Raw genomic sequence first — 21,165 nt, 5'->3', positions numbered from 1 at the left:
TTATCTTCTCCTTAGGACGGCTGTGAAGCCAGTGCGTCTTGCAGATACTGAGGTAAGGCAAAAGCTGCCGTATGGACTGCCGGGTTGTAATAACGGCATTTCAGGCCAGAGGCGAGAAAACGCGCCTGAATAATTTCGGTAGAGAGATGACGTAAGGCGTCGTTATCTGTCGCCCATGCAAAGGTCATGATGCCGCCGTAATAGGTTGGGATCGCCGCCTGATAAAAGCCAACATCACTGAAGTAATGGCTGAGTTTGCGATGGCTGTCGATGGCCTCTTCCTGCTGTAAAAAGCAGACGCCGTTCTGCGCAACGAAAATGCCGCCAGGATTCAGGCAGCGCTTGCAACCTTCATAAAATGCAGACGTGAACAGACTTTCGCCGGGACCGATGGGATCGGTGCAGTCGGAGATGATCACATCAAAGGTCTGGCTGGTTTGATTCACGAAATTGACGCCATCGTCGATCACCAGTTTAAAACGGGGATCGTCGTAGCTACCTGCGTTATGGTTGGGCAAATACTGACGACAGAATGACACCACGCCCGCGTCGATTTCCACCATCGTGATTGACTCAACGTTTTTGTGTCGGGTCACTTCACGCAGCATGGCACCGTCGCCGCCGCCGATGATCAGCACATGTTTCGCGTGACCGTGGGCCAGCAGCGGAACGTGGGTCATCATCTCATGATAGATAAACTCGTCACGCTCGGTAGTTTGTACTACGCCATCCAGCGCCATTACGCGACCAAATGCAGCGTTCTCAAAAATGATCAGATCCTGATGATCGGTCTTTTCATGATACAGAACGTTATCTACAGCAAAGTACTGCCCAAACTGGTCGTGTAGCGTTTCATGCCACAGTTTATTTTCGGCCATGGGTTGATACCTCCTTTGTTAACACTCGTAAAAAAAGAGCGCAACATAATAGCTAACATTGACCGTAGTTGCACGGTCAATATTTCTACAAAAAGGAGCAGTGATTATTTAACGTAGGCAAGCAGGCTTAAGGAATCGCGGGCCAGGGCTTTGCACTTGTTAGCGACGGGAATGCCGATACCGCTTAGATCGCGGTAGCTGTCTTCACCGAGGGATTTCATGTCGAAGGTGTCGTAGTTACTGAGATCCCACTGGTTTTGCTGGGCGAAAAAGACCAGTGCGCGACGAATTTGCCCGTTAGGTAAGTTCTGGTAACCACAATCGTTCTTCAGAAAAACAAAAACTGCCGTTAAATCGGCCATATCTTCGGCTTCAGACTCGCTGAGCGCGTAACTGTTTGCGCATACAGCCATCAGGCTGCCGAATAATACTGTTCTGAAAAACGTCTTCATTGCTTCTACCAGGGCTTAAAGAAGATAAACGTTAGCACACTGTGAGCGAGGCGACGACCATTATTGTCGATTAAATTGTGTCTGCGGCTTGACCTTCCCGTAAGGGTAAGGACTATGCTCAACGTTTGATTTTGTTTCGCCTGCTTGAGAATAAGGAAATAACTATGCAACGCCGTGATTTCTTAAAATATTCCGTCGCGCTGGGCGTGGCTTCGGCTTTGCCATTGTGGAGTCGGTCTGTTTTTGCCGCTGAACGTCCTACACTGCCGATCCCCGATCTCCTCACTTCTGATGTTCGTGGTCGCATAAGATTATCGATCATGCCAGGTCAGTCCACCTTTGCCGGAAAAACGGCGACTACCTGGGGCTATAACGGTAATCTGTTAGGGCCGGCGGTGAAATTACAGCGCGGTAAAGCCGTGACGGTTGATATCTATAACCAACTGGCGGAAGAGACGACGTTGCATTGGCACGGGCTTGAAGTGCCGGGAGAAGTGGACGGCGGCCCGCAGGGGATTATTCCGCCTGGCGGTCAACGTACGGTGACGCTGAACGTCGATCAACCTGCCGCTACCTGCTGGTTCCATCCACATCAGCACGGCAAAACCGGGCGTCAGGTGGCGATGGGGTTGGCTGGTCTGGTGGTGATTGAAGATGACGATATCCTGAAATTAATGCTGCCAAAACAGTGGGGTATCGATGATGTTCCGGTGATCGTTCAGGATAAAAAGTTTAGCGCCGACGGACAAATTGATTATCAACTGGATGTGATGACCGCTGCGGTTGGCTGGTTTGGCGATACGCTACTGACCAACGGCGCTATCTACCCGCAACACGCTGCACCACGTGGCTGGCTGCGCCTGCGTTTGCTCAATGGCTGTAACGCCCGCTCGCTCAATTTCGCCACCAGCGACAATCGCCCGTTGTATGTGATTGCCAGCGATGGTGGTCTGCTGCCTGAACCGGTGAAAGTGAGTGAGCTACCGGTGCTGATGGGTGAGCGTTTTGAAGTGCTGGTGGAGGTTAACGACAGCAAACCGTTTGATTTGGTCACGCTGCCTGTCAGCCAGATGGGAATGGCAATTGCGCCGTTTGATAAGCCGCATCCGGTAATGCGTATTCAGCCGATTGCCATCAGTGCCTCCGGTGCTTTGCCAGACACATTAAGTAGCCTGCCTGCGTTACCTTCGCTGGACGGATTAACGACACGCAAACTGCAACTCTCTATGGACCCGATGCTCGACATGATGGGGATGCAGATGTTAATGGAGAAATATGGCGATCAGGCGATGGCCGGGATGGATCACAGCCAGATGATGGGCCATATGGGCCACGGTAATATGAATCATATGAACCACGGCGTGAAGTTCGATTTCCACCATGCTAATAAAATCAATGGTCAGGCCTTTGATATGAATAAGCCGATGTTTGCGGCGACGAAAGGGCAGTACGAACGTTGGGTTATCTCTGGCGTTGGCGACATGATGCTGCATCCGTTCCATATTCACGGCACCCAGTTCCGTATCCTGTCGGAAAATGGCAAACCGCCAGCGGCGCATCGCGCAGGCTGGAAAGATACTGTTAAGGTAGAAGGTAATGTCAGCGAAGTGCTGGTGAAGTTTAATCACGACGCACCGAAAGAACATGCTTATATGGCGCACTGCCATTTGCTGGAGCATGAAGATACGGGGATGATGTTAGGGTTTACCTCCGCGTAATTCATACTGCCCGTATTTTTAATACGGGCGAAATTCTTAAAAATAGTCTCTGGTCAGTGGTTATAAGTCAGAAAGGTATAAATTGGGCGAACACAATGGAGTGCAGGAGCACCTGATTACGTGTTTTGTGTCGTAATACCTTGCAGGCACAACCCCAATAATTAAAAAAGGAAATTTATGATTACATTTCGAAATCTGATTCTGACGTTTCTGCTTTCGTTTATGGTTACGAGTGCTAACGCCGATATAAAGCTGGAAAGCCAGTCTATCCCGAACCTTAAATTGAGTATCGCGCTCCCCAAAGATCTTCATGTTATGTCAGAGGATATGGCAGCGACACTACAACTGTCTCAGGAACCACAGGCAAATTATTATGATGAAGTAAAACGGGTACATCTTAATATTACGCAATGGCACCAGTCTTTGCCTGCCGGACACCTGGATAGATTCAAGGAAATAACGCTTAACTCCCTGAAAAATTATGCCCCCCAGGCCGAAAAAGTGGTGGTGGATGGGCATAAAGTATGGTTGCTTTCATATAGTTTGATACCAGGGAAAGTCAATAATTTAAGGTTGATTACATCACGGGACGGTAAGCTGCTCACCGGGGAGGTTTCTATGCCTGAAAATGCCGTTACGCAGTATCAGACAGTAATGAAAAATGCACTCCTGTCGCTGAAATTTTCGAACGAGTAAATGAAAAGCACAAAACTGCCTGATGCGCTACACTTATCAGTCTTGGGCGAGCTCTGCAATCTATTGAATTTGCACATTTTTGTGGGCTGGATAAGGTGTTCATGTCACATCCGGCATGAACAAAGCGCGCTTTGACAGCAATGTGAGTCGCTCTTACCGATGTTGCGCGTAAAGCCTCGCCCAATCGGGTGGGGATATAAGCGCGGTAACTACGTAATGGCTTACATTTTTTAGCGTATTTTGTAAACCCATGAAACAAAGCAATCCCCGCCATACCGCTAAATACGCGGCACGCCTGGCGCTGCTACAGCGCCAGTTAAGCAAAAAGGCCAAAGGCTCGAAAAACCGCGCCAAAGCCCGCTTAAAGGTGGCCCGACACCACTCGAAAATTGCCGATTGCCGACAGGATGCCTTGCACAAGGCAACCCGCAAACTGATTAACGAAAACCAAGTTGTTTGCGTCGAATCTCTTAAGGTGAAAAACATGATCCGCAACCAGTCGCTATCCAAAGCGATAGCAGACGCGAGCTGGCGCTAACTGGTGCGCCAGCTCCAGTACAAAGGCGAATGGGCCGGGCGGACAGTAGTCGCAATCGACCAGTGTTTCCCGCCCTCAAAACGCTGTAGCTGTTGTGGCTTCATCATGCAAAAAATGCCTCTTGATGTGCGGAAATGGCACTGCCCTGAATGCGGCGCAGATCATGACCGTGATATCAATGCGGCCCGTAATATAAAAGCGGCGGGACTCGCCGTGTTAGCTTGTGGAGAGCCTGTAAATCCTAAGCCGCTTAACGCGGCTTAGGTTCGGCTCCGCGAAACAAGAATCCTCGCGCTTTAGGGCGGGGAGTACGTCAATTCACATCATCCGGCAGCGCATAAGCCACAATATAGTCGCCCATCTTCGTGCCAAATGAACCGTGACCGCCTGCGGAGATCACCACATACTGCTTACCGTTGACTTCATAAGTCATTGGCGTTGCCTGACCGCCCGCTGGTAAACGTCCCTGCCACAGTTTTTCACCGTTGCTCATGTTGTAAGCGCGCAGGTAGTTATCTGCCGTAGCGGCAATAAACAACACGTTACCTGCCGTGGAGATTGGCCCGCCAAGCATTGGCATACCCATATTGAACGGCACCGGAACGGGCATCGGGAACGGCATGCTGTCCTGCGGCGTACCAATGCGTTTCTTCCACACCACTTCGTTGGTTTTCAGATCCAGCGCCGAGATGTAGCCCCATGCTGGCTGTTTACACGGCAGACCAAACGGCGAAAGGAACGGGTTAAGCGTGACGCCATACGGCACGCCGTACTGTGGCTGAATACCGGATTCCGTACCCGTGCCTTTAGCATCTTTTGGCTGTTCCATCGGGTTGCCAGGACCGCGTGGGATCAGTTTTGAAACAAACGGCAGCGCCATTGGGTTGGCAATTGCCACTTCACGATTCGGATCAACGGAAATCCCGCCCCATTCGAACATCCCCAGATTACCCGGGAATACCAGCGTACCCTGTTCAGATGGCGGGGTAAAAATACCTTCATAGCGCATTTGGTGGAACATCACGCGGCACACCAGCTGGTCAAACATGGTGGCGCCCCACATATCCGCACCGCTTAAATCTTTCGTCGGACGGAAACTCAGTTCAGAGAACGGTTGGGTAGGGGTGACGTAATCGCCTTTCGCTGCGCCTTGTGGAACTGGTTTTTCCGGGGCCGGAACCACCAGTTCGCCATTACGACGATCGAGCACAAAAATGTTGCCAGTTTTCGCCGGAGCGTAAATGACCGGCACCTTCTGACCGTTAACGGTGATATCTGCAAGCGTCGGTTGTGCCGGAAGATCCATATCCCACAGGTCGTGGTGAACGGTCTGGTAACTCCACGCCAGTTTCCCGGTGGTGGCATTCAGCGCCAGAATCGAGCTGGCATAACGTTCTTGTTCCGCTGTGCGGTTACCGCCCCAGATATCTGGCGTGGTCACGCCCATTGGCAGATAAACCAGATCCAGCTTCGCGTCATAGGCCGCTGGAGCCCAGGAGTTTGGCGAGTTAAAGGTAAAGGTGTGCTCGTCAGACGGGATCTCGTTCGGATCTTTCGCGCCCGGATCAAAGGCCCACAGCAGCTCTCCGGTGTTGACATCAAAACCACGAATCACGCCAGACGTTTCGCGGGTTGAGAAGTTATCGGTGACTGAACCAGCCATCACGATGGTTTTATCGGTGATAATCGGCGGCGAAGTCGGCTCATACAGGCCCGGTTTGGTGTCCGGCATGTTGCTTTGCAGATTGAGCACGCCTTTATTGGCGAAGGTTTCGCACAGCTTGCCGTTTTCAGCGTTAATCGCAATCAGGCGACCATCATTCACCGGAAGAATGATACGACGCGGGCAATCCGCCATCACTTCCGGCGAGGCAGTTTCAGCTTTGGCTTCATGATAAGAGACGCCGCGACAGGTTACGTGCTGGAATGACTCGTTGGTTTTCAGCTCAGGATCGTAATGCCATTTTTCTTTGCCGCTGGCAGCATCGAGTGCAAACAGACGCTGGTGAGCGGTACACAGGTAAAGCGTGTCGCCCACTTTAATTGGCGTCACTTCATTGGTGATTTCGCCCGGATCATTCGGCTGTTTGACATCGCCCGTGCGGAACACCCATGCTTCTTTCAGGTTGTGGACGTTATCGGCGTTAATTTGCTTCAGCGGCGAAAAGCGTTGGCCTTCCTGATTGCGGCCATAGGCAGGCCAGTCCTGATCGGCAACGGGGGAGATGGCTTCTGCTGGCGTGGCATCGGCGCTTAAGGTGCCGTTGATTTCCTGCGGATCGTTAAATCCGGCCCAGGTGAGGATACCGCCGCTAATCAGTAGCGCGACCACCAGCGCAGCAACAGCACCACTGGAAGGGATAACCAGGCGACGCCAGACAAACGGCAGGATCAGCCAGATGCCGAAGAAGACCAGAATATCGCTGCGCGGAGTCAACGCCCAGAAATCAAAACCGACTTCCCAGACACCCCAAATCATAGTGCCGAGCAGCAGAGCCGCGTACAGCCAAAGCGCGGCGCGTTTACTGCGCCACAGCATCCAGGCGACGCCAAGCATCACAAGGCCAGCGATAGGGTAGTACCAGGAGCCGCCAATCGCGACCAGCCAGCCTCCGCCAATGAGAAGATACAGCCCGCAAAGCGCTGCAAAAAGGGCTGTTAGCGTCACGAGTAATCGTCGCGAGCCGGTATTGTTAATTGCCATAAAGAGACACCATTTCAATTCATTAATGTTTTAGTAGCAATTAATTATAGGTTTTAACATGTGTGATCGTCATCACAATTTGAGCTTTATTAACAGATTCCGCCAATGAATCGTTTTGCTGGTATACTGCGTGTCTTGCGCTTTGTTGCGGTGCCAAAACCTGCCCGTGCGAAGTGATTTGTTTTTAAATCATATGGTTAGAGATATGAAACATACTGTAGAAGTAATGATCCCCGAAGCGGAGATTAAAGCGCGTATCGCCGAACTGGGTCGTCAGATTACTGAGCGTTACAAAGACAGCGGCAGCGATATGGTGCTGGTAGGTCTGCTGCGTGGCTCATTTATGTTTATGGCGGACCTGTGCCGTGAAGTTCAGGTATCTCATGAAGTCGACTTTATGACCGCCTCCAGCTACGGTAGCGGCATGTCCACCACCCGTGATGTGAAAATCCTCAAAGATCTGGATGAAGATATCCGTGGCAAGGACGTGCTGATTGTTGAAGATATCATCGACTCGGGTAATACACTGTCGAAAGTGCGTGAAATCTTAAGCCTGCGCGAACCGAAGTCGCTGGCGATTTGTACGCTGCTGGATAAACCGTCCCGACGTGAAGTGAACGTCCCGGTAGAATTTATCGGTTTCTCGATCCCGGATGAGTTTGTGGTGGGTTACGGTATTGATTACGCACAGCGTTACCGTCATCTGCCGTATATCGGCAAAGTGATTCTGCTGGACGAGTAAGTGCGGAGTTGCCGGATGTGTTGCATCCGGCATTGCATATTTATTTGTGATTGATGTGCTTCAGCTTGAGGTTGGAAATCCCGTGACGGTAACGTTGCTCAAGGGTTTCGCGGTTGGTGGCTGTGACATCCAGGTCACGCAGTAAGCCGTCGTGAATGCCGTAGGCCCAGCCGTGAACGGTGACTTTCTGCCCGCGTTTCCACGCTGATTGCATAATGGTGGAGTGACCCAGGTTATATACCTGTTCCATGACGTTCAGTTCGCACAAGGTATCCAGGCGACGCTCTGGCGGCATTTCGCCGAGCAATGAGCTATGTTTGAACCAGATATCGCGGATGTGTAGCAGCCAGTTGTTGATAAGCCCCAGTTCCGGGTTTTCAACCGCCGCTTGCACGCCGCCGCAACCGTAGTGGCCACAGATAATAATGTGTTCAACTTCGAGAACATCCACTGCATACTGAACCACGGAGAGGCAGTTCAGATCGGTGTGAATGACCAGGTTAGCAACATTCCGGTGAACAAAAAGTTCGCCCGGCTCAAGACCTGTTAAACGTTCAGCAGGAACGCGACTGTCGGAACATCCAATCCATAGAAAGCGCGGTTTTTGCGCTTGTGCCAGTTTCTCAAAAAACCCGGGATCCTCTTCCACCAGCATTTTTGACCATAGTGCATTATTGCTGATGAGTGTATCTATGTCTTTCATGGAGGTTAACGACCTGTAACCAAATAATTACGTTTGGCTAATATAGGGCAACTCCGGGACGATTTAAACCACAGATAAAGTGTAAGAACGTAAGGTAAGTAAAAATTTATGACCATTGCACTGGAACTTCAGCAGCTTAAAAAAACCTATCCAGGCGGCGTTCAGGCGCTTCGTGGAATAGATTTGCAAGTCGAAGCGGGTGATTTTTATGCGCTTCTCGGGCCGAACGGGGCCGGAAAATCAACCACTATCGGTATTATCAGCTCTCTGGTAAATAAAACCTCCGGGCGGGTCAGCGTATTTGGTTACGATCTTGAGAAAGATGTCGTTAACGCTAAACGTCAGTTGGGACTGGTGCCGCAGGAATTTAACTTCAACCCGTTTGAAACCGTACAGCAAATTGTGGTGAATCAGGCGGGGTACTACGGTGTAGAGCGCAAAGAAGCGTACATCCGCAGCGAAACGTATCTTAAACAGCTCGATCTATGGGGAAAGCGTAACGAACGTGCGCGCATGTTATCTGGCGGGATGAAGCGCCGTTTAATGATTGCCCGCGCGCTGATGCACGAACCTAAACTGCTTATTCTGGATGAACCAACAGCAGGCGTGGATATCGAACTTCGCCGCTCAATGTGGGGCTTTTTGAAGGATTTAAACGACAAAGGCACCACCATCATTCTTACCACGCACTACCTGGAAGAAGCAGAAATGCTGTGTCGCAATATCGGCATTATTCAACACGGTGAGCTGGTGGAAAATACCTCGATGAAGGCACTGTTGGCAAAGCTGAAGTCAGAAACCTTTATTCTCGACCTTGCGCCGAAAAGCCCGTTGCCGAAGCTCGATGGTTACCAGTATCGGCTAGTGGATACCGCTACGCTTGAAGTTGAAGTGCTGCGTGAGCAGGGGATCAACAGCGTATTCACACAGTTAAGTGAGCAGGGCATTCAGGTGTTAAGTATGCGCAACAAAGCTAACCGTCTGGAAGAGCTGTTTGTGTCACTGGTTAATGAAAAACAAGGAGATCGCGCATGATGCATCTTTACTGGGTGGCGTTAAAAAGCATCTGGGCGAAAGAGATCCATCGCTTTATGCGTATCTGGATACAGACGCTGGTGCCTCCGGTCATCACCATGACCCTTTATTTTATTATCTTCGGTAACCTGATTGGTTCGCGCATTGGCGATATGCATGGCTTCAGCTATATGCAATTCATTGTTCCGGGGCTGATCATGATGTCGGTGATCACCAATGCCTACGCCAACGTCGCTTCATCATTTTTTGGCGCTAAGTTCCAGCGTAATATTGAAGAGTTGCTGGTCGCTCCAGTACCGACGCATGTGATTATTGCTGGATATGTTGGTGGTGGCGTGGCGCGCGGACTGCTTGTTGGCATGCTGGTGACAGCAATTTCGCTATTCTTTGTGCCGTTTCAGGTGCATTCGTGGGTATTTGTCGCTTTAACGCTGGTGCTCACGGCGGTGTTGTTCTCTCTTGCCGGATTGCTTAATGGTGTGTTTGCCAAAACGTTTGATGACATCAGCCTGGTGCCAACCTTTGTACTGACGCCGCTGACCTATCTTGGTGGGGTATTTTACTCACTGACCTTGCTGCCACCGTTCTGGCAGGGGCTGTCGCACCTCAACCCAATAGTCTATATGATCAGTGGTTTCCGCTACGGCTTCCTTGGCATTAATGATGTGCCGCTGGTCACTACTTTTGGCGTACTGGTTATTTTTATTATTGCGTTTTATCTGATCTGTTGGTCGCTGATCCAGCGCGGACGCGGTCTGCGCAGCTAAGGCTATTTCCTCTCCTCTGGATTTGGGGGAGAGGAGTTTTGATGACTATCACCCTTTATCAACAATGGTCAGGGTAGACTAATTTTCGGCTAAGGAGGAAGGCGATGTTAGGTTGGGTAATTACCTGTCACGACGAGCGCGCGCTCGAGATGCTTGATGCGCTGGAGAAAAAATACGGTTCGCTTCTTCAGTGCCGGGCGGTGAATTTCTGGCGAGGATTAAGTTCCAATATGCTAAGTCGCATGATGTGCGATGCTCTGCATGAGACAGATTCTGGTGATGGAGTTATCTTTTTAACCGATATTGCAGGTGCAGCGCCTTATCGCGTTGCGTCGTTATTAAGCCACAAACATTCCCGTTGCGAAGTGATTTCTGGCGTCACGTTACCGTTAATTGAACAGATGTTGGCATACCGTGAAACGTTATCCAGCGCGGAGTTTCGCGAGCGAATTGTCGAACTGGGTGGGCCTGATGTCAGTAGCCTCTGGCACCAGCAACAAAAAAATCCACCCTTTGTCCTCAAGCATAATTGGTTCGAGTATTAAATCGCATCCCGATTTTGCTACACTAACGGCGCTGTTTCTCGCCTGGTCGTTTTCTAATGATTAAAAAGATAATTTTTTTACTGCTGCTGATTTCATCTGGCGTCGGCGCAGCGCTTCCCGCGCGTTATATGCAAACCACTCAGGACGCGGCTATCTGGGGAAAAATTGGCGACAAAACGGTAACCGTAGGCAACATTCGTGCCGGACAGATTATTTCGGTCATCCCAACCGCAGCCGATTATTATAAATTCAATTTTGGTTTTGCTACGGGATATATCGATAAAGGGCATCTGGAACCTGTACAAGGGCGGCAAAAAGTTGAAGATGGACTGGGGGATCTCAATAAGCCACTGAGTAACCAAAATCTTATTACATGGAAAGATACTCCGATATACAACGCGCCTGATGCAGGTAGTGCGCCATTTGGCGTGCTGGCCGATAACTTGCGTTATCCCATAATTAATAAATTAAAAGATCGCCTGAATCAAACCTGGTATCAAATTCGTATTGGCGAACGTCTGGCCTATATCAGTGCACTGGATGCGCAGCAGGATAATGGTATTCCTGTATTGACCTACCATCATATTTTACGCGATGAAGAGAATACCCGTTTTCGTCATACTTCGACCACGACCTCGGTGCGCGCTTTCAACAACCAAATGACCTGGTTGCGCGACAGGGGATATACCACGTTAACCTTGTATCAACTGGAAGGGTATCTGCGTAATTCGATGAATCTTCCGGCTCGCGCGGTGGTGCTGACGTTTGATGATGGTTTGAAGTCGGTGAGTCGTTATGCATATCCCATTCTGAAACAATATGACATGAAGGCCACGGCGTTTATTATTACCTCGCGTATTAAACGCCATCCACAGAAATGGAATCCGCAGTCATTACAGTTTATGAGTGTTTCTGAACTGCGTGATGTCAGCGATGTTTTTGATTTCCAGTCACATACCCACTTTTTACATCGGGTTGATGGCTATCGCCGACCAATATTACTCAGCCGCAGTGAGCATAATATTCTGTTTGATTTTGAACGCTCTCGCCGGGCGCTAAACCAATTTAATCCTCATGTCTTGTATCTTTCATATCCATTTGGCGGATTTAATGACAAAGCGGTAAAGGCGGCAAATGATGCCGGATTTCATCTGGCGGTGACGACCATGAAAGGTAAAGTAAAACCGGGGGATAATCCGTATTTATTAAAGCGGCTGTATATTTTAAGAACAGATTCGCTGGAGACGATGTCGCGGCTGGTGAGTAACCAGCCGCAGGGATAACAATCAGGCAACCTGTACCGGAATCGCTTTCGCGGTACGTTTCATTTCGTTGTCGCCTTCAAAATAGGCGACGTTGGGCCGCCAGGTACGGGCTTCGGCATCTGGCATAGTGACGAAGCTGGCGATGATGACAATATCGCCGACGCTGGCGCAGTGAGCCGCCGCGCCGTTGACAGAAATAATTCTCGAACCGCGTTCTGCCGCGATGGCGTAGGTGGAGAAACGCTTGCCGTTGGTGACATTCCAGATATCAATGGCTTCGTTTTCGAGAATACCGGCTGCGTCAAGAAAATCCTGGTCAATGGCGCAAGAACCTTCATAGTGCAGGTCCGCATGAGTCACTTTCACGCGGTGGAGTTTGCCCTGCAGCATCGTGCGAATCATAACTTCTACCTTTCTACCCTGTCATTAGCGAAGCAGGCGGTGCCTGCTTTGAGAAAATTCTCACGCAGTATTGCCCGATTTTTGTTTAGTGTCTACTCATCTGACGGCATTTGCATCAGCAGTTTGCGTGCCGTGCCGAAGCCCGCCATGCAACGCCTGTAACCAATTGAAATTTCTCTGAACGCTGCTCGGTAAACAACAAAGAGGCGGCTGACTACGGCGTACATTGACTTGATACTGCCTTCACACAGGGCCACACGGAAGGCAGGGAAGATGGACGCACCGAGTACCACACCGCATGACGCGGTATTTAAACAATTTTTAATGCACGCGGAAACGGCCCGCGACTTTCTGGAGATACATTTGCCAGCGGAACTACGCGAACTGTGTGACTTCGACACGCTTCATTTAGAGTCGGGGAGTTTCATCGAAGAGAGCCTGAAAGGACACAGCACGGACGTGCTCTATTCCGTGCAAATGCAGGGCAATCCCGGTTATCTGCATGTTGTGATTGAGCATCAAAGCAAGCCGGATAAGAAAATGGCCTTTCGCATGATGCGATATTCCATTGCCGCCATGCACCGACATCTGGAAGCAGATCACGACCAACTGCCGCTGGTGGTGCCGATTCTGTTTTATCAGGGCGAGGCCACACCTTATCCGCTCTCTATGTGCTGGTTTGATATGTTTTACTCACCGGAACTGGCGCGACGTGTCTATAACAGCCCTTTTCCGCTGGTGGATATCACCATCACGCCGGATGACGAAATTATGCAACATCGGCGGATTGCAATTCTCGAACTGCTGCAAAAACACATTCGCCAGCGCGACTTAATGTTATTGCTGGAGCAACTGGTCACGCTGATTGACGAAGGGTACACTAGCGGAAGTCAGTTAGTTGCCATGCAAAACTATATGCTGCAACGCGGTCATACTGAACAAGCGGATTTGTTTTACGGTGTGGTGAGAGACAGGGAATCGGGAGGGGAGTCTATGATGACGCTGGCGCAATGGTTTGAAGAGAAGGGGATTGAAAAGGGGATTCAGCAGGGAAGACAGGAAGTAAGAGAGGAAGTAAGACAGGAGTTCGCCCAGCGTCTTCTGAGTAAAGGGATGTCTCGGGAAGACGTTGCAGAGATAGCAGATTTACCTCTTACAGAGGTTGATAAGCTGATTAACTAAATTGCCTGCGATATGAATCATCGCTACAGACGTCATCGCCATGACGTGGGCAAATTAATAACTGGCGCCATCAGCCGTAGCGCCAGTTAAGTATTACGCCAATTCGACGATTTTGTTGTCGATCAGGCGAGCATCGCCAAGCCAGGCGGCTACCAGAATCACTGCCCGTTTGCTGTTTTCAGAGACTTCCAGCAATGTGTCGGCATCGCGAATCTGAATATCATCGGCGCGGAAGCCTTTTTCATTCAGTTCTTGACCCGCAATGGCAATAATTTCATCGAGATCCCGCTCTCCAGCCTGCAATTTGTCGGCAATCGAACTTAAAACCTTGTACAGACCAGGCGCAATTTTGCGTTGTTCTGCCGTCAGATAACCGTTTCGAGAACTGAGCGCCAGACCATCTTTCGCGCGCATAATCGGCACACCAACAATCTCAATATCAAAGCCCATATCGGCAACCATTTTGCGGATCAGCGCCAGTTGCTGAAAATCTTTTTCACCGAAGCAGGCGATGTCTGGCTGGACAAGGTTAAACAGCTTGCTGACGATGGTCGAAACGCCACGGAAATGTCCCGGACGGCTGGCACCTTCCAGCATGGTCGAAAGGCCAGGAACGTCAACATAGGTGTGGGTTTCAGTACCGTTCGGGTAGATCTCTTTTACTGATGGGGCGAAAACCAGATCCACTTTACGTTTGTTTAGCTTCTCGCAGTCTTCCTGCAAGGTGCGGGGATAGCGAGCCAAATCTTCCGGGCGGTCGAACTGCATCGGGTTAACGAAAATACTGACGACCACCACATCGGCGCGGGTTTTGGCTTCGTCGACCAGTTTCATATGGCCATCGTGCAGGTTACCCATAGTAGGCACCAGCGCCACGCGCTTGCCTTCCATTCGCAGGCGACGAATTTGCTGACGCAGCAGCGGCAGGGTTTCGATAATTAACACAACGTCACTCCTTAATGGAAACTGTGTTCTTCGCCCGGGTAAACACCGGACTCCACTTCAGCCATATACTGCCGCACAGCTGCGCGGATGTCGCCCGTTTCAGCGAGGAAATTTTTAGCGAATTTAGGGATATGGCCGCCGGTAATGCCGAACGCGTCGTGCATCACGAGGATTTGCCCGTCGGTAACGTTGCCTGCGCCAATACCGATAACCGGGATCGCCAGCGCCTCGGTAATGCGTTTTGCTAGCTCAACTGGCACACATTCCAGCACCAGCAACTGTGCGCCTGCGGCTTCTAACGCTAATGCGTCATTGAGTAAACGGTCACCTGCATCGCCGCGCCCCTGAACTTTATAACCGCCGAAAATATTCACCGACTGCGGCGTTAAGCCCAAATGTCCACACACCGGAACCGCACGCTCGGTCAACATTTGCACCGTTTCTACCAGCCAGGCACCGCCTTCGATTTTAACCATATTGGCACCGGCACGCATAACCGTTGCGGCATTTTTAAATGCTTGTTCCGGTGTGGCATAGGCCATAAACGGTAGATCAGCCAGCAGCAGGCAGTTCGGCGCACCGCGACGTACAGCGGCAGTGTGGTAGGCGATATCTTCAACGGTGACGGGGAGTGTGGATTCATGCCCCTGAACGGTCATACCCAGCGAATCGCCGACCAGCATGACGTTCAGACCTTCGTCAGCAAACAGTTTGGCAAAACTGTAGTCGTAAGCGGTGATGGTGGCGAAGCGTTTTTTTTCTTGTTTGTATTTTTGCAATAAGGAGATGGTGGTCGGTTTCATCATTACCCCTGTTAGCCATAAATTTCATCAATAGTATGAGGGCATTGTAGGGTATGTGAGTGTTGAGTGTTAGCCCTTTATGGCCAAAACCGGCAGGCGACCTGCCGGTAATGGATGCATCAGGGATAGGTTATCTGGAAGGTTCCTGTCCCACGGAATTTGCCAGGTTTAATATCCGCCGAACCATCCTGCTTGAGGGTAGCCTGAAATGAGAGTGTTTTATTGTCTACGCCGATCTCACTTTGAGTATAAGGATCGTTCATAATATCTTTATACACAGAATTCACGCTATTAGGGACAATTACCATCTGCGCGCTGGCGCTTGATTGCAGCCCTTCAATTAAGACGCCTACACCAGACGCGGCCCCGGAAGTTTCCAGATTGCCTAACAGTTGCTTATTATTCGTCCCTATTTTGGTCGAGGCTAGTTTTACTTCAATATTATGGATATATGAACAACCGGTCATATTAATATTGAATTTCGCTGGCGACAGACCATCCTTAATATTTTTGGGTAGATGGTTCCCTAACTGGACATCATTACCATTCGTCACCGATGTGCCGCTGACGCCAGCAATTGTTGAGACAGAACACGTTGGCCAGGCGAGGATCATCCCTGTAGCGGGGATCGTGATGTTTATTTTTTTCGAGTGGGATTGATCGGAAGTTTCGCTGTTATGGAAATAGAAGTCCACCGCACCATGCCCGCCATTTTTACTGAGCTGAAAATTAGCGGCTTGTTGAGCGGTAGGGGCAAAGTTTTGATCGGCATAAAGGTGAATTTTGAAGCCTATGTTCAGTCCGCCCAGACGATAATAGGTATCGTTGTAGTTACATCCTCCACCTGTCGTAGTTGAATAGACTAATCTAGTATCAAAGCCGGAATTCGAGGGTTTATCAATCCAGATAGGTAACTGATCTGTTGATACCCCAGCGCTGCCTAGTGTCGTAAGCTCAATAACGAAATAGAGTCCATTGATGCTGGTTTTCCACAGTGTATGATTATCGACGACTAAACCTGAGGAGATATAATTATGAAATAGCCGAATAGGATGATAATTGGGATCGTTTTTATAGCAATAGACCATACCAGGGCTAATGACCCCGGTCCAATCGTAGACAGCAACTTCTCTCAGGCCTGTTTCTTTGTGCACTGCAACCGTTTTACCAAATACGTTTGAGTGGTTGAGAGTAAAATCTGCTGTTGGTCCGGTAGACTGGAATTTATCACGCCCCTTCCCTTCAACATCATTACCGACTACCAGTGTATAGGCCGATGCGGAAAATACACAACCTGCCAGCAAGAATGCCAATAAACGGGGGAGACACTGTATTATTTTATTCATTGTGTATTTCATCCTTGAATTTATTCGTAATAAACATCAACCAGTACACGACTTCTAACTACACCCGGTTGTGGGGCAAGCGAATTAACCACGCGTTGCATTCTGGAATAGAACGTCCAGGTCGAAGAGATAAGATCGTCCGAAGTGATGGAAAACATCGTCCGTGAAGTGCCATCCTGAGCCAGAATGTTGTAAGGCTGAGCTCCTGACTGGGTAGAAAAAATGACGATGCCGACGTTTTTTGCCCCGGTTGATAGTTGTTCATCGTCATTCGCAAAAACCTGTGAATTCCCATTGGCGAGATGGCCGCTTTGGGGAACAAAGTTCATTTTTAACTGCGTAGGCGTTGTGCTTGCTGCATCAGTACTGCAGCCAGTAACCTCAATCGTAAATGTTTTTCCGCCACCATATTCCGTTTCAGCGGTAACGTCGGCAGGGAAATAACTCAAATTAACGGTACCAAGATTGACTGCCCCACCATCGCTGACCTGTGTCTGGCAGGTTGTGTTGGTCACCGACGCGATAAGATCCAGGTCCTGACCCGCATAACACTGGTTTAACGTTAGGGCTGTTACCAGCCCAGCAGTCAGTGAGAAATTGCGATTTGGAAAGAGCACAATAACCGCCTCTTTATTTATTGATATGAAATGGTCAGGGTCGTCGGTGAATAAAAATCACCGGCAGTGAGCTCGGTTTTTGCTGCGCCGTCAACCGGGACCAGTCGAGCGCTGAGTGGATAGGTCAGCGGCTTTTGGGCGGTTACAGAAGAGAGATCAACCTCGATCGTATTGGGAGATTTACAATTAAACTGATTGCTTCCAGTACCTCCTGGTATGGCCGTTGTCCAGACCTCAACAGCCGTTTTATCAGCTTTCGGTGTTTGCGATGTGGTATTGGCAAACGCCGCGAGATTTGAACTGGGACCCGCGCAATCTACCGCTCTTGGTGTCAGCTTTAATAATGCTTTTCTACCCGGAATGCCTGCGCAACCGCTAAACTGCAGATCAAATGTTTTTATTTTGGTTTTCGCGAACACTTCAGCAGTTGAAACACTCGCGAAATCAACCGTTTTGGTGCTGCCGCTACTGCCAGTGTTCATTGTGGTGGTACAGGTCCCTGTCGTAATCAGACTATTAACGGTCAGTCCGACAGAAGGTGTGCCTGCCATTGCAGATGGCGCGACGCTTGCCGCAATCGACGCTGCGGCTAAAACCATTTTCGTAATCACATTCATTTTCATGGTGGCCATCCTTCTTATTGGTAGGTGAAACTAAACGTAGCTTTGGCTCTAAAATTACCAATCTGCCCCTGGCCTGCGGTTGTTTCACGCAGGGCAACGGTCATCGGTAAACCATTGGTTATTTCAGCTGAAGTCCAGTTAAAGCCGGTTGTGCCATCGACTGCCAGATAGTTTTCACCGTTAGTGCTTTTGCGCTTAATTCCCATACCGATGTTACTGGCTACAGGCGTGGCTGTTGCTTCGTTTTTAATCAGGTTACCGGAAATAGATGTACCGCTAATTCGCGTCGTAATTGTTCCTATACCCGCACTGCATCCTGATGCGACGAGCTTAAAAGTGGTTTCTGCGGCGGCGTTTAAATTAACCAGTTTATCCAGCCCGACATCAGGAATAATCAGGCTGTATTGATCGCCACCGTCGTCCGTAATATCGACAGTATCTTTCGCAATTTTTATTGTGCAGGTGGTTTCTGTGACCGTCGCAATAAAATCAACATCAATATTTTCTGCTTGTACGGCCTGGGGCAGGCAGAAGCTGAGCAGAGGGATTGCTATCAATATCCGTTTCATGGATGCTCCGTTTTAGTGTTTTGCCATGTGGCAGGTAAGATTATTTAAAAACAGCGTTGACCCTGGAGATGACGTTTCAGGAGCATCCGGGAATGTGTAACTGACCAGACACTCAACGGGTTGGTTGTTTTCAAACCAACGAATGCTGAGGACGCCTTGCTCCTGAATACCGCGGACGTAAGCCTGCCCGCCCTGGCCCATATTGCCGATCATCGTATCGTTTTCAAAAACTTCGGCGGCAAAAGGTATTGGCTTGCCCGCGTCACTGGCAATCGCGAGTACTGCCGCACGCCCCTGATCGGTTTCAAATTTCGCTATCACAATCGAACCACTGCGCGGTACGGTCATAGCGCTGGTACTTTTCAACTCAACGTTGTCTTCCATGGAGTCGATATCCAGTTCTACCCGGTTTTCACGGTAAGGACTTAACGAACTGGCTATGCCATAACCCCAGCGGTCAACGGTGCTATTGCTATTATTCAGGCGAGCACCTTTCGCACCAGGTGCATTTACCAGCACCATGGTGTCGGCATCACTGAAGCTGTCATTCGTGAACGTCAGGCCACCGCTGTGTAATACAAAACCGCCTTCAGCGCTGAGTGAATATTGTCGGCTGTTATTGGTGTCTGCTGAGGCAGAAGCGGAGAAGCCGCCATACTGGGAGTCATAGTTCATGTACCCACCGAGCGAGGTGATATCTTTTGACTCATTCGCCATTGAGTAGGCTGTGTTTACACTATAAGAGAGAGTGTTATCTTCATTGCCTCCGGAGAGGTTAGTGTTGAACTGATGGTTGCCATTCAGGTCACTATTGACTTGAGAAGTTAGGGTGCGGAACCCTGATTTGGGGCGATATCCGCCGAGCAGATTCTCCAGGGGAACACTAACGCTAAAGTAAACGGAGTCATCTTTTTCACCGTCTTCATTCCAGGTTCTCTGGAAGTTCATACTGAAGCTGCCCCACGATACGCCCTTACTGTAGCCAAGGTTATAATCAGTACGACTATTGCTCCCGGCCCAATAATCGGTCCAGGTGGTAGACATATACAGCGAGCCCCAGTCGGAATCGGCTATTTTCAACGGCTGATTCAGGCTGACAGTAAATTGATTCTTCATGCGCTCGTAGCTGCTCATCGTATTGTACTTTTCACCATCGCGGGCGTGGTTTGCGTCATCGATCAGTGTCAGTGCATCATGCAGCCCGAGATAGTTCTGAGTTGAATAGCGATAGGCTGCCAGGTTGATTGATGTATCTGTCGATTCGATAAGTTTGTTCCAGGTCACCCGATAGCTCTGCCCCTGATATGTCTTATCAGACGGAATTTCTGTTCGGGAGTGCGTCATATCAACGGCGAACGCGCCGACCGACGTGTTGATGCCAACCCCTAATAATCCGGCGGTATAATTGTTATCGGTTACCTGAATACCGGTATACCCGGTAAAAAAGTTGTTGAAGCCGTAGTAGTACGAAACCTGGGCGAGGTTAGGTTCATGCTGCAGGTCATCGTCAATTACCTGGCCTGCCGAAACATCCCAACGGCCAACGCCTGGACGTTGCATCTGAACGACAGAGGAGAATGGCTGAGTAAAGGTGCGTTTGCTACCATCCGCTTCTTCAATAGTCACTAACAGTTCAGAACCGAAGCCGGATGGGTTGATGTCATCAATCGTGAAGGCGCCTGGCGGGACCGTCGCTTCGTAAATCTTGTAACCGCCCTGGGTAATGGTGACTTTGGCGTTAGTATTGGCAACGCCACGGATGATGGGGGCGTAGCTGGACAGCGAAGAGGGCAGCATACGACTGTCGCTATAGAGTCGTGCGCCACGAACGTTAACCGAGTCGAATGTTTCGCCAGTCGTATATGCTTCACCGACAATCAACTGGGAGCGTAGAGTGGGAAGATCGCGCTGCAGATAGCGGTTCTGAAAATCAAAATTGTTTGCGCCGTTTTTATCCCACGAATAGTTGCCACGGGCGCGTAAATGCCATGCCCCGAGGTTAATACCAGAATTAAACGAAGCGTAGACGCTGTCATTACTGTCGCCTGAATATTCGTTGTGATAGGCGTTGATCGAGTAAGAAAGCATTCCGGCGTTAATTCCGGATTCCCACAGCGAGGGATCGACATAACCCTGGTAACCCTTTAACACAAAAGCCTGGGGTACAGTGACATCCAGCCGCTGCTCGCCGCCATCGAACCTGACCTGAGCCTGATCGAACGATTTGGCCATATCCAGGCAGTCGCCATCTTCGCTATCGCGCTTAATCAGCACCACGCTGTTATCTGGCTGACGGATATGTAGTTGCGCCAGATTTTTCGTAGTTAAACAGGCTGCGGCGCTTTGGGTGCCGACATCAATGAATGGCAGGGTGAGGTTGCTGACCGCTTTGTCGTTAACAAAAACGCTGACGTTATAAATTCCCGGCGGTGTCGGGTTGCCTTCAGTATAGCGGGAGACATCAATGGTTGCCGCGCCGCTTCCCATCAGAAAAGAGCTGTCATACTCTACAGCCTCTTCCGCCAGCACATAGTTGCTGTATATAAGCGCACAGCAGACCGCAAGTAGCGTTTTTTTAGGGATGTTGGTGACATTGTTCGCCATAATCAAGGCCTTATTCCCGCTGAAGTCATGA

General features: G+C 49.9%; 20 protein-coding genes and 1 pseudogene. 9 read left to right on the top strand and 12 right to left on the bottom strand.

From position 1 onward, the window contains the following. Positions 1–11 precede the first annotated feature (11 nt). Both speE and H9644_RS00410 read right to left on the bottom strand, forming a co-directional pair. Positions 12–878, bottom strand: coding sequence for a polyamine aminopropyltransferase (gene speE, locus H9644_RS00415; RefSeq protein ID WP_064525119.1), 867 nt, complete (start codon positions 876–878; stop codon positions 12–14). A 104-nt stretch (positions 879–982) separates the two neighbouring features. Beyond that, on the bottom strand, positions 983–1,330 hold the full coding sequence (locus H9644_RS00410; protein ID WP_064525116.1) for a YacC family pilotin-like protein: 348 nt from the start codon (positions 1,328–1,330) through the stop codon (positions 983–985). Between the two features lie 164 nt (positions 1,331–1,494). Here H9644_RS00410 and cueO point away from each other — a divergent pair, with 164 nt between their 5' ends. The 3 genes and pseudogenes from cueO to H9644_RS00395 all read left to right on the top strand — a co-directional run. Next, positions 1,495–3,048 carry a multicopper oxidase CueO gene (cueO, locus tag H9644_RS00405; protein ID WP_191772652.1) on the top strand — a complete coding sequence of 518 codons (1,554 nt, stop codon included), beginning with the start codon at positions 1,495–1,497 and terminating at the stop codon, positions 3,046–3,048. 177 nt (positions 3,049–3,225) lie between these two features. Beyond that, positions 3,226–3,744 (top strand): hypothetical protein, encoded by a 519-nt coding sequence (locus H9644_RS00400; RefSeq protein ID WP_191772650.1) that lies wholly within the window; start codon positions 3,226–3,228, stop codon positions 3,742–3,744. 253 nt (positions 3,745–3,997) lie between these two features. After that, positions 3,998–4,546 (top strand): annotated as a pseudogene (locus tag H9644_RS00395) (RNA-guided endonuclease InsQ/TnpB family protein); the annotation flags it as partial. A 49-nt stretch (positions 4,547–4,595) separates the two neighbouring features. Here H9644_RS00395 and gcd read toward each other — a convergent pair. Next, positions 4,596–6,986 carry a quinoprotein glucose dehydrogenase gene (gene gcd, locus H9644_RS00390; protein ID WP_191772648.1) on the bottom strand — a complete coding sequence of 797 codons (2,391 nt, stop codon included), beginning with the start codon at positions 6,984–6,986 and terminating at the stop codon, positions 4,596–4,598. A gap of 205 nt (positions 6,987–7,191) precedes the next feature. Between gcd and hpt the strand changes: the two genes are divergently transcribed. After that, complete coding sequence (gene hpt / locus H9644_RS00385) at positions 7,192–7,728, top strand: hypoxanthine phosphoribosyltransferase (protein WP_000683335.1); 537 nt, start codon at positions 7,192–7,194, stop codon at positions 7,726–7,728. 40 nt (positions 7,729–7,768) lie between these two features. Here hpt and can read toward each other — a convergent pair whose 3' ends face one another. Next, positions 7,769–8,431, bottom strand: coding sequence for a carbonate dehydratase (gene can / locus H9644_RS00380; protein WP_191772646.1), 663 nt, complete (start codon positions 8,429–8,431; stop codon positions 7,769–7,771). A 108-nt stretch (positions 8,432–8,539) separates the two neighbouring features. Here can and H9644_RS00375 point away from each other — a divergent pair, with 108 nt between their 5' ends. The 4 genes from H9644_RS00375 (at position 8,540) to H9644_RS00360 (ending at position 12,061) form a co-directional block, all read left to right on the top strand. Continuing rightward, positions 8,540–9,466 (top strand): ABC transporter ATP-binding protein, encoded by a 927-nt coding sequence (locus H9644_RS00375; RefSeq protein WP_103758000.1) that lies wholly within the window; start codon positions 8,540–8,542, stop codon positions 9,464–9,466. After that, positions 9,463–10,233 (top strand): ABC transporter permease, encoded by a 771-nt coding sequence (locus tag H9644_RS00370; RefSeq protein WP_064525104.1) that lies wholly within the window; start codon positions 9,463–9,465, stop codon positions 10,231–10,233. The genes H9644_RS00375 and H9644_RS00370 overlap by 4 nt, the downstream gene beginning before the upstream one ends. A 104-nt stretch (positions 10,234–10,337) precedes the next feature. Then, positions 10,338–10,778, top strand: coding sequence for a PTS sugar transporter subunit IIA (locus tag H9644_RS00365; RefSeq protein ID WP_064525101.1), 441 nt, complete (start codon positions 10,338–10,340; stop codon positions 10,776–10,778). A gap of 56 nt (positions 10,779–10,834) precedes the next feature. After that, on the top strand, positions 10,835–12,061 hold the full coding sequence (locus H9644_RS00360; RefSeq protein ID WP_191772644.1) for a polysaccharide deacetylase family protein: 1,227 nt from the start codon (positions 10,835–10,837) through the stop codon (positions 12,059–12,061). A gap of 3 nt (positions 12,062–12,064) precedes the next feature. Here the strand turns inward: H9644_RS00360 and panD are convergent, their stop codons facing one another. Beyond that, the gene (panD, locus tag H9644_RS00355; protein ID WP_000621508.1) at positions 12,065–12,445 is read right to left on the bottom strand and encodes an aspartate 1-decarboxylase; all 381 of its coding nucleotides are present in this window, start codon (positions 12,443–12,445) and stop codon (positions 12,065–12,067) included. Between the two features lie 273 nt (positions 12,446–12,718). On the opposite strand from panD, the gene rpnC reads away from it, so the two are divergent. Further along, positions 12,719–13,627, top strand: a complete 909-nt coding sequence (gene rpnC, locus H9644_RS00350; protein WP_191772642.1) for a recombination-promoting nuclease RpnC — start codon at positions 12,719–12,721, stop codon at positions 13,625–13,627. Between the two features lie 93 nt (positions 13,628–13,720). Here rpnC and panC read toward each other — a convergent pair whose 3' ends face one another. From panC to H9644_RS00315, 7 genes are all read right to left on the bottom strand, one after another. Next, positions 13,721–14,572: a pantoate--beta-alanine ligase gene (gene panC / locus H9644_RS00345; protein ID WP_191772640.1), complete on the bottom strand. Its 852-nt coding sequence runs from the start codon at positions 14,570–14,572 to the stop codon at positions 13,721–13,723. An 11-nt stretch (positions 14,573–14,583) separates the two neighbouring features. Further along, entirely contained in the window at positions 14,584–15,375 is a 792-nt protein-coding gene (gene panB, locus H9644_RS00340) for a 3-methyl-2-oxobutanoate hydroxymethyltransferase (protein ID WP_191773005.1), read from the bottom strand. 119 nt (positions 15,376–15,494) lie between these two features. Next, positions 15,495–16,721, bottom strand: a complete 1,227-nt coding sequence (locus H9644_RS00335) for a fimbrial protein (protein WP_191772638.1) — start codon at positions 16,719–16,721, stop codon at positions 15,495–15,497. A 20-nt stretch (positions 16,722–16,741) separates the two neighbouring features. Next, a complete protein-coding gene (locus H9644_RS00330; protein WP_191772636.1) occupies positions 16,742–17,338 on the bottom strand; it encodes a fimbrial-like protein in 597 nt (198 codons plus the stop codon). Between the two features lie 17 nt (positions 17,339–17,355). Further along, positions 17,356–17,961 (bottom strand): fimbrial protein, encoded by a 606-nt coding sequence (locus H9644_RS00325; protein ID WP_191772633.1) that lies wholly within the window; start codon positions 17,959–17,961, stop codon positions 17,356–17,358. Between the two features lie 14 nt (positions 17,962–17,975). Beyond that, positions 17,976–18,530 (bottom strand): fimbrial protein, encoded by a 555-nt coding sequence (locus tag H9644_RS00320; protein WP_191772630.1) that lies wholly within the window; start codon positions 18,528–18,530, stop codon positions 17,976–17,978. Positions 18,531–18,542: 12 nt separating this feature from the next. Then, positions 18,543–21,134, bottom strand: coding sequence for an outer membrane usher protein (locus H9644_RS00315; protein ID WP_191772628.1), 2,592 nt, complete (start codon positions 21,132–21,134; stop codon positions 18,543–18,545). Positions 21,135–21,165: the final 31 nt, after the last annotated feature.

It is taken from the genome of Escherichia whittamii (genome assembly GCF_014836715.1).
In the GTDB taxonomy this organism is placed as follows: domain Bacteria; phylum Pseudomonadota; class Gammaproteobacteria; order Enterobacterales; family Enterobacteriaceae; genus Escherichia; species Escherichia whittamii.
The sequence above is the reverse complement of the archived record's forward strand: the minus strand, read 5'-3'. Positions and strand labels throughout refer to the sequence as shown.

What these genes read in the sequence shown, in the direction of transcription:
- H9644_RS00375 (WP_103758000.1), top strand. Translation starts at nt 8,540, where the DNA reads ATGACCATTGCACTGGAACTTCAGCAGCTTAAAAAAACCTATCCAGGC.
- H9644_RS00370 (WP_064525104.1), top strand. Translation starts at nt 9,463, where the DNA reads ATGATGCATCTTTACTGGGTGGCGTTAAAAAGCATCTGGGCGAAAGAG.
- H9644_RS00410 (WP_064525116.1), bottom strand. Translation starts at nt 1,330, where the DNA reads ATGAAGACGTTTTTCAGAACAGTATTATTCGGCAGCCTGATGGCTGTA.
- speE (WP_064525119.1), bottom strand. Translation starts at nt 878, where the DNA reads ATGGCCGAAAATAAACTGTGGCATGAAACGCTACACGACCAGTTTGGG.
- H9644_RS00365 (WP_064525101.1), top strand. Translation starts at nt 10,338, where the DNA reads ATGTTAGGTTGGGTAATTACCTGTCACGACGAGCGCGCGCTCGAGATG.
- can (WP_191772646.1), bottom strand. Translation starts at nt 8,431, where the DNA reads ATGAAAGACATAGATACACTCATCAGCAATAATGCACTATGGTCAAAA.
- panD (WP_000621508.1), bottom strand. Translation starts at nt 12,445, where the DNA reads ATGATTCGCACGATGCTGCAGGGCAAACTCCACCGCGTGAAAGTGACT.
- cueO (WP_191772652.1), top strand. Translation starts at nt 1,495, where the DNA reads ATGCAACGCCGTGATTTCTTAAAATATTCCGTCGCGCTGGGCGTGGCT.
- H9644_RS00325 (WP_191772633.1), bottom strand. Translation starts at nt 17,961, where the DNA reads ATGAAAATGAATGTGATTACGAAAATGGTTTTAGCCGCAGCGTCGATT.
- rpnC (WP_191772642.1), top strand. Translation starts at nt 12,719, where the DNA reads ATGGACGCACCGAGTACCACACCGCATGACGCGGTATTTAAACAATTT.
- H9644_RS00315 (WP_191772628.1), bottom strand. Translation starts at nt 21,134, where the DNA reads ATGGCGAACAATGTCACCAACATCCCTAAAAAAACGCTACTTGCGGTC.
- panB (WP_191773005.1), bottom strand. Translation starts at nt 15,375, where the DNA reads ATGAAACCGACCACCATCTCCTTATTGCAAAAATACAAACAAGAAAAA.
- H9644_RS00360 (WP_191772644.1), top strand. Translation starts at nt 10,835, where the DNA reads ATGATTAAAAAGATAATTTTTTTACTGCTGCTGATTTCATCTGGCGTC.
- H9644_RS00335 (WP_191772638.1), bottom strand. Translation starts at nt 16,721, where the DNA reads ATGAATAAAATAATACAGTGTCTCCCCCGTTTATTGGCATTCTTGCTG.
- H9644_RS00320 (WP_191772630.1), bottom strand. Translation starts at nt 18,530, where the DNA reads ATGAAACGGATATTGATAGCAATCCCTCTGCTCAGCTTCTGCCTGCCC.
- gcd (WP_191772648.1), bottom strand. Translation starts at nt 6,986, where the DNA reads ATGGCAATTAACAATACCGGCTCGCGACGATTACTCGTGACGCTAACA.
- hpt (WP_000683335.1), top strand. Translation starts at nt 7,192, where the DNA reads ATGAAACATACTGTAGAAGTAATGATCCCCGAAGCGGAGATTAAAGCG.
- H9644_RS00400 (WP_191772650.1), top strand. Translation starts at nt 3,226, where the DNA reads ATGATTACATTTCGAAATCTGATTCTGACGTTTCTGCTTTCGTTTATG.